This window comes from Mycolicibacter virginiensis, assembly GCF_022374935.2.
Classification (GTDB): Bacteria; Actinomycetota; Actinomycetes; order Mycobacteriales; family Mycobacteriaceae; genus Mycobacterium; species Mycobacterium virginiense.
Genome location: NZ_CP092430.2, coordinates 2564515 through 2572418 on the forward strand (window position 1 = coordinate 2564515; position 7904 = coordinate 2572418).

Annotated in this window: 7 protein-coding genes; 1 reads left to right on the forward strand and 6 read right to left on the reverse strand. The window is 65.0% G+C overall.

What is annotated here, in order from left to right; translation table 11 throughout:
• Nucleotides 1-123: 123 nt before the first annotated feature.
• From MJO54_RS12375 to MJO54_RS12395, 5 genes are all read right to left on the reverse strand, one after another.
• The gene (locus MJO54_RS12375) at nt 124-1476 is read right to left on the reverse strand and encodes a hypothetical protein (protein ID WP_240174993.1); all 1353 of its coding nucleotides are present in this window, start codon (nt 1474-1476) and stop codon (nt 124-126) included.
• A 239-nt stretch (nt 1477-1715) separates the two neighbouring features.
• Nucleotides 1716-3221, reverse strand: coding sequence for a hypothetical protein (locus MJO54_RS12380; protein WP_046283041.1), 1506 nt, complete (start codon nt 3219-3221; stop codon nt 1716-1718).
• 456 nt (nt 3222-3677) lie between these two features.
• Nucleotides 3678-4331, reverse strand: coding sequence for a nitroreductase family protein (locus MJO54_RS12385; protein ID WP_105294924.1), 654 nt, complete (start codon nt 4329-4331; stop codon nt 3678-3680).
• Nucleotides 4332-4389: 58 nt separating this feature from the next.
• Complete coding sequence (locus MJO54_RS12390) at nt 4390-4893, reverse strand: DUF2505 domain-containing protein (RefSeq protein ID WP_065153355.1); 504 nt, start codon at nt 4891-4893, stop codon at nt 4390-4392.
• A 13-nt stretch (nt 4894-4906) separates the two neighbouring features.
• Complete coding sequence (locus MJO54_RS12395; protein ID WP_082957403.1) at nt 4907-5605, reverse strand: flavodoxin family protein; 699 nt, start codon at nt 5603-5605, stop codon at nt 4907-4909.
• A 217-nt stretch (nt 5606-5822) separates the two neighbouring features.
• On the opposite strand from MJO54_RS12395, the gene MJO54_RS12400 reads away from it, so the two are divergent.
• A complete protein-coding gene (locus MJO54_RS12400) occupies nt 5823-6653 on the forward strand; it encodes a class I SAM-dependent methyltransferase (protein WP_065153356.1) in 831 nt (276 codons plus the stop codon).
• Here MJO54_RS12400 and MJO54_RS12405 read toward each other — a convergent pair.
• Nucleotides 6646-7902 carry a phthiocerol/phthiodiolone dimycocerosyl transferase family protein gene (locus MJO54_RS12405; protein ID WP_064889764.1) on the reverse strand — a complete coding sequence of 419 codons (1257 nt, stop codon included), beginning with the start codon at nt 7900-7902 and terminating at the stop codon, nt 6646-6648. The genes MJO54_RS12400 and MJO54_RS12405 overlap by 8 nt on opposite strands.
• Nucleotides 7903-7904 lie beyond the last annotated feature (2 nt).

Below are 7904 nucleotides of genomic sequence, written 5' to 3' on the forward strand. Positions count from 1 at the left end.
CTCGCCCGGATGTCGTGGGCCCCAACGGTTTCGACGCTCGTCGGGGCAGGCTGGGCTAGCCTACGATCCCACGCGCCGGGTCGGCCGGCACGTGGGACGCCGAAGTCAGGCTGTTGAGGACGGCTACGCCGCCGGGGTGACGTCGAAGATCGCGTCCCAGAGACCCTGGATGTCGAAGGGCCCGATGATCCCGATGTTGTCGAAGATGTTGTACCAGTAGTCGCCGAAGAAGGCCTGGAGCTGCTCGGGCGTCGGCAAGAAGCCGGTGGTGTCGATGACCGGGTCCGGCGGCAGCGGGTTCTTGATGTCGAGCAACACAGTGCCCAAGCGCCACAACCACGCCTGCGTCTCGATCATCTCCGGGTTGGAGACGTTAGCGGTGCCCTCCTCGTAGGCGTCCATCCATTCACCGATGACGGGGTTGCCCGGCCACAGGTCGTCCATGATCTTGACCAGCCAGTAGTAACTGGGCGTGTTCCAGTCCTCGGGGTTGAAGATGTTGCCGCCGGGCTCGGGAAGCAGGCACGGCCCGGGGCACAGCGGGCTGCCCGGGATGAACGGATTGAAGGCCAGCAAGGACGAGGCGATAAACGATTGCAGTACGCGCGCGAATTCGATCGGGTCGGGGAGGTCAAACTTGTCGACGTCGAACGGCTGCATCAGGCTGTCGAAGAAGTTGGTGAACGGCGTGCTGAAGTCCATCGCGTAGTAGCTGCCCGCCCAGGGCATCAACGGCGCGTCCGGGTCGATATTGGGGTAGTCCTCGGGGTTCAACCCCAGTTCTTCCAGGGTGCGGGTGCCCTGCCAGTAGTACATGTCGTTGGCGTACCCGATGTTGACCATGCCTGGCCCATTGGGGTCGAAGTAGAACTCGTTGCCGTCCGTCATGTCCGAGAACGGGATCTGGAACCAGTTCTCGATCAGCGGGAACTTCTGCAGGCCAGTGGCAATCAGCAAGCTCCACAGCGTCTGGTCGATCCAGGTGAAGCCGGTGATCGGGCTGGTCGGCATCGCCGGCAGACAGTCCAAGCCCGCGCAGCTCAGGTCAATCGGAATCTGAACATTGGCCAACATCGACAGCTGCTGTCCGAGGCCGGGGAACAGTCGGTCCCCCTCGTGACCGGCGCCGGAGATCAACGGGAACGGGAACATCATCTGGAGGATGCCCTCGAAGTGCCCCATGTCGCCGGGGTCCTCGCCCCAGGCGTTGGTGGGACTTCCGGCCATCCAAGGGCCGCTGTAGAACAGCGACTTTGCCAGCGTGTCCAGCCCGTGAATCTCGTTCGCCGGAATATTGACCAACGCCTGGAACAGGTTCAGCGGAACGTTCAACCATGACTCACCGGCGGTCAGCTGCGTGTCCAGGTGAGCCGTGGGCAGCTCTTGGATCGCGGGCGCTGCCGGAGCGACGGCGATGAGTCCGGCGGTGGTGACGACCAGCCCCGCGGAGAAGTACGAACGCAAGGCTGAAACCATCCCGGGGTCCTCCAACAAGCTAAGGTAAGTTACGGAAAGCGGCACGGCCGCATGCGGTTCATGAATCTACCAAAGTGTTACCTGAGCGCAAATCGAGAGTCACATGTTGGTAATGGAGACGTGTGCGATGTGTTTGCTGTGAGAACCGTGGGCGCAGCAGCGCGACGGGCCCCGAACACACGACAGCCCGGCCGCTAATGGGCCGGGCTGCCGCGAAGTCGCTCTGACGCGGAGTCGATCTAGAAGGGGAACCAGCTCGCGAGCTCGCTCCAAAACGCGTCGAGATCGGTGACGAGTCCGCCGCTCGGGTCGAGGAACCGCAGGAAATCGTCCCAGAGCAGCAGCGAATTCTTGCCGCCGTAGTCGCCGATCTCCTGCTCGTCCAGCGGCAGGTCGGGGTTCCAGGTCGGCGGCATGTAGTAGCCGGTTTCGGGGTTGATCGGCCACGGCCCCAGCAGGCCCGGGTCGGTCAGGATCCCGCCGTTGACGGCCAGGGCCGGCAGATACGGGTTGATGTCACCGAGCAAGTCGATGATCTGGTTGTGGGTGTCGGCGTCGAAGGTGAACATCCCGGTCTGCAGAGCAGAGATACCGGCCAGGACCTGCTCGTCGGTCCCGCCGTTGGCATTGCCGATGGCGTTCTCGCCTTCCTGCTCAGTCAGGTCGATCCACTGCTGGATCAGTGGGTTGGGGGCGCCGATCCCCTGGATCGACTTGACGAGGTCAAGGCTGGTCACTCCCCACGGCGGGGAGACCGGCGGCATGTTGCACAGCCCCGGGCACATCGGGCTGCCGGCGACGTACGGGTTGAAGTCGACGACCATCCCGGCGATCAGGGCTTTCATCGCCTGGAAGACCTCCTCCGGGCCGGAGAAGTGGAAGCCGGTGAGCGGGTCGTCGCCGTTGACACTCCAGTCGACCGGCTGCATCAGGCTGTCGAACCATCGCTGCAGGGGGCCGAACGGGTCCAGCTTGAAGGTCAGTCCCGCCCACGGCATCAGGTTGATCTGGTTGCCGTACTCGTCGAGGACGGGGTCGCCGTTCTCGTCGAGGAGCGGGTGGGTGCCCGGGTAGCCGAACCCGGGCTGAGCCTCACCGGACCATGGGCTCCCGCCGTACATCGGCCCGCCCGGCACCGCCCCACCCGGACCGACGCCGGCGTCCGGGTTGGCGATACCGCCGGAGGTCGGATTGTCCGGGTCACTCCACGGGCTGTCGGGGAACTTATAACCGTTCAACAGGTCCTGGATCGGCACCTTGAGCCAGTACTTGAACAGGTCCAGCTGATTGTCGTCGTTCGGGAAGTTGGTGAACTTCAGGAAGAAGTTCAGCGTCGCGTCCAAGCCGGTGATCCCGGTGATCGGCTCGACCGGAGACATCGGATAGCACTGGATCGAGTCACACGATGCGCTGATCGGCAGCATGGCCGCCGCGAACATCGCGAACTGCTGGCCCCAACCCGCGGTGCCGTTGGCCAACGCATCCGGGTCGATCGTCGGGTCATACAGACCGGAGAGCTGCGGGGCGAACGGCAGCATGAAGTCCATGACGGCCATGAAGTGGCCCGGGTCGCCCGGGTCCTCACCCCAGATATTGGTGGCGCTGGGAGTGAACCAGTTGCCGGTGAAGAAGAACGAGTTGGCCAGCACGTTGGTGGCCGACACCTCGTTGAACGGGATGTTGACGATGTCCTGGAACAGGTTGAACGGCACATTGAGCAACGACGCCTCGGCCGCCAGCTGCACCGCGCGCTCGGCCGCGGTCGGATCTTTAATCCAGGGTGCGACCGGCGAGACCGGAGTGACCGCAGCTACGGCTGTCGCGGCCGCGACGGCGGCGCCGGCTGTGGTGTAGCGGCGCTGCGGCGCCGGAGGGCGCGGACCGGCAGCCGCGGATCGCCGCTGTGCCCCTGCGCGGTGCGCCCCGGCAGTCGCCGATCGGCCCTGCGGGACGGCTACCGCCCCCCCGGCAATCGCGAATCGACGCTGCGGAACCGCTCTGTGCGCTCCGCCCGTTGTGTACCGACGCTGACGCGTCCCCCCACCAATCACAAATCCCCCTTGTGTCCCCCACGAACCGTGACAGCATATAGCTGTCACAGCCGGGTGTCTAAGCGAGCAGTGATTAACTTACATCACTTGGGGAATGTTTTCCGCTAAGTTCCACGTAAACTTCGTCAAAGGTTGATCTTTAGCTTTTATTCAGCTATCCCGCCATGCGAGATCGCCATAGCCGTCGAGATGAGCCACCTCCCCGACCGGCTTGCGGGTGGTCGGACCGTAGCGCCCACGGGGCCATCCGAGCGGCACGATGCAACACGGCGTGACCGCGTGCGGCAGGCGCAATACGCGTCGCACCGCGCGCTGATTCCACAGCGGAAGGGTGATCAGCGAGGCGCCCAAGCCCATGGCACGGGCTGCGAGCAGCAGATTCTGAACACTGGGGTAGATCGACCCCCAGTAGGCGGACTCGGCGATGTGCGGCATGCGCACCACCGGCAAGCGGCCCTCCCGTGCCCCCAGTCGCAGGCAGGCCACCACGAGCACTGGAAGCTCAGCGAAATGGTCGATCTGCCACTCCATCGCCCGGGCTATACCGGCGATCGATTCGTCGGTCTTGATCTTTCTCCGCAACACCACACCGCGCTGAATTTTCCAGGCCTGCCGATAACGCCTAGCCAATTCCTCTTTGACGTGGCGGTCCTTCACAACGATGAATTCCCAGTTCTGCCCGTCATTTCCGGTCGGGGCACGCAGCGCCAACTCAATGCACTTGAGCACCACCGCGTCATCGACCGGATCGGAGTACACGCGCCGTATCGCGCGCTGCGTCATCATGGCCTCAGCCAGCGGCATCTCCAGCCGAGCCAACGCCTCGGCCGTCGTCGGCACATGACTGTATGTGAACTCGGATTCAGGCATTTTCACCCAGCCAGGTCGTAGTGAACCGTTGTATTTCCGGAATGCCTTGCGAGAATTCACGGGCAAGGAAGCCCTCGATGGGGCCGCCCACTAACGGCACCTTGAACCGGATCGTGCCATTCAACGCCAGCTTCGATCCCGTGCCGTCGCGTTCGAGCACCGCGGTGCCGCTCCCCGACCCCGGAGCGCCGGTCACCGCGACCGTGATCTCACCGTTGACCCGTCCGTCGCCCGCCGGCGTCCACACCTCGGTGGTGACGATGTTGAGGTCGCCGCGATACACCTTGGCCAACATGCCGGGCAATGCGCCGTGGCGCAGGTCCTCGGTCACCACGACCCGAATGCGGCCGTCGGCATCAACATCCAGGGAGTCGAGGGTTTTGCTTCCGCCAAAGGCCTCCAGCCGGGCCTGCCAGTAGGACCGGTCGCCGAAGGCACGGTGCACCTGCTCGACCGAGGCAGGTGAGGAGAACGTCACCTCAAAGGAACGCGGCATTACTGCTGACCTCTCACTTGCCGAATAACCGGCTCACCAGGCCCGCGGCGAACTTGCGGATCCGGTCGAGCTGCTCGGGCTGAACGTTGGTGGGTGGCAGGCGCAGGCCCAGGTAGCGCTCTCGGTAGCGGCCGCTGCCCAGGTAGCTGGTCAACGCCAGCATCGAGCGCAGCGGGTCCCCGGGGTAGCTGAGGTGAATCTCGTCCTGGTAGCGACCACCGCACCCCTCCGCGAGCCGACAGACCTCGGCATAGTTCTCCTGCCAGAACTCGCGGCACACGGTGAACACCACAAAGGGCTTGCCGTCCAGAAGCTTTCGGGCCTCATCGGTTTGCAGAAATGACCTGATCGGCATGGCAGGCGCCTTCCACCAGGTCGGCGACCCGATGCAGATCAAGTCGTACTCACCGTCGCGCACCGCGTCGGGAGTGCGGATCTCCCCCGTCTCGCCCCGCTGCTGGGCCTTGAGCACACTGAGCATGTCGGGCCAGACCCGGCGCAGCGGGAACTGCGCAAAACGCTGGGAGTAGCGCGGGTCGGTGAATTCGATACCGGCTTTGACCACCTCGCAGCCCCGCTGCTCGAACACCTCCCCGGCAGCCTCGAGCACCTTGAGTGACTGCCCGGAAAAGCTGTAGTACAACAACAGAATCCGCGGCGCCCGTCCGTTGCGCTCGCTGGCCTCAACCGCCATCTGTGCCTCCTGGTTCATGCGGCGTTCCCAGCTTCGGCTCTCCTCCGTCGAGCCTCGCTGAACCGCCGGGTTTATGCGGCGTTCCCAGCTTCGGCTCTCCTCCGTCGAGCCTCGCTGAACCGCCGGGTTTATGCGGCGTTCCCAGCTTCGGCTCTCCTCCGTCGAGCCTCGCTGAACCGCCGGGTCCGACCGTGCGGTGCATCGACTGCCCGTCAAGGGTATTAGGCTCGCCGACGTGGCAGACAAGATCCCCGTCGACCTGCACGGCGCCGCGGCAACCATGCTGACGACGCTCTACCTCAAGGCACTCGACGCTGATTTCGACCAGCCAGTGCTGGGCGATCGGTACGCCAGGGACGCGGTCGCGCGTATCGACTTCGACTGGGACGCACTCAAGGCTCCCGGCCGTTGGGCGCCCTTGGTGACGGTGCGCACCGCCCAGTACGACATCTGGGCGCGCCAGTTTCTGGCTGCCCACCCGGACGCGACCGTCATCCACCTGGGCTGCGGTATGGACGCCCGGGTCTTCCGGATCGATCCCGGACCCGAGGTGGCCTGGTACGACGTCGACCAGCCGCCGGTGATCGCGCTGCGCAAGCAGGTGTACCCCGACCGCCCGGGCTACCACCTGATCGCGACGTTGGCGACGGACCCATCGTGGCTGGACGAGATTCCCACCGATCGCCCGGTGCTGCTGCTGGCCGAAGGCATCAGCATGTACCTGGCCGAGGCCGACGGAGTGGCGCTGCTGCAGAGCTTCGTCGACCGGTTCCCGTCCGGGGAACTGCAGATCGACTTCTACAACTGGCTGGGCGTCAAGACGCAAAAGGCCCAGCGGCTGCAGCGACAGTCCGGCTCCACGCTGCACTGGGCGGTCAACAGCCCCCGCGACATTCTGGACAAGGTCACCGGCATTCGGCTGCTGGCCGCCGCCAATCTCTTCGACGCGGAGACCTTCAGCCGGGTCCCGGCCGGGTTCCGGCGAAGCAGTCGTCTGGCCCGGGCGGTGCGGCCGCTGCGCGGAATGCTGCAGTACCACCGCTACGCCTTCGGCCCGGTCAGCTGACGCCGGCGGCGTGCTGATCGGCGATATCGCACAGCAGCGCGCGAATCGCCTCCACCGAGCGCTCCGGCGCCGGTCCGTGGGAGTGGTATTCGATGTTGAGCTGCCCGGAGAAGATCTGGGTGAAGTAGATGTCAATGCCTGCGCTCACGGCGAAGTAGAGCTCGCCGTGTGTCGTGGTCACCTCGACGCCCGGTGGCGTCCGCACCGGCGGAACCAGGCCATTGTTGCTCAGCACGACGACGTCGGGCAGCCCCGGCGGATTTCCGACGTACTGCGGACTGAAGTGCAACCGGGACTGCTGGATGACACCTTCGTCGAGGTCCTTCTGGAAGTTCGCCGCGATGTCGCGAGCGATCTCGACCAGGTCGGTCTTGGCGTCAACCTCGGCAAGGTAGGTGGCCAGCCCGATCGGGTTGGTGCATCCGGTGGCCGAAACCGGCGGTGACAGAAAGTATCTCAAGTCAACGGTGTAGACGTAGGGCACCGGGATACTCAGCTTGCCGCGCAGCTGCCATTCGGCGATCAACACCGCAGCCGAGAGCACGGCGTGCAGGCTCAAGTCGTGTGCCCGGCCGAACGCAACCACGTTGTCAGTCTGGCTTTCGGTCAACCGGGTCGACGCCATCGGCACGAGCATCGGCGATGACGGCGTCTCCTGCCCGACGGCCCGCCGGGTCGGCGGCAGGTCGTAGGCGAACAGCGCCGGCATGAACCGCTCGATCCCGGAACGCTGCTGCTTCTCGATCCCCCGATCGGCCAGCACCGCCTCGATGGACAACGGAGCGGGCTCAACGTTGATCGCACCGATCCGGCCGGTGGTGACCAGGTCGGTGTAGAAGGACAGCATCTCCTCGATCAGCGCGTACATGTGGTGACCGTCGGCGACGGCATGGTGTACGTACAGGGTCGGCTGAGCCTGCCCGTCACGGATGATCACCCGCATCGCCACCAGCGACTCCGTCTGGTCGAAGCGTGGAGCAGGCGGCTGCGCGTCGGGGCCCTCGAGTTCGATCACCTCGATGCCGTCGGGCATCAGGTCGTCGGTGACGAACTGGTGGCGCCCGTCGGGCAGTCGCTCCAGCCTGCCGGTGAGGATCGGATGCGCCTCCAGCAGCGCCTCGTAGGCCTCCGAGAGCAGATCGATGTCGACCGGACCGGTGACGTGCGCGGCCAGGCCCACGAAATTGTGGGTTTCGGCCAGCATTTCCTCACTGATCGCCAGCTTCCGAATGACCGACGTGGCAAACACTT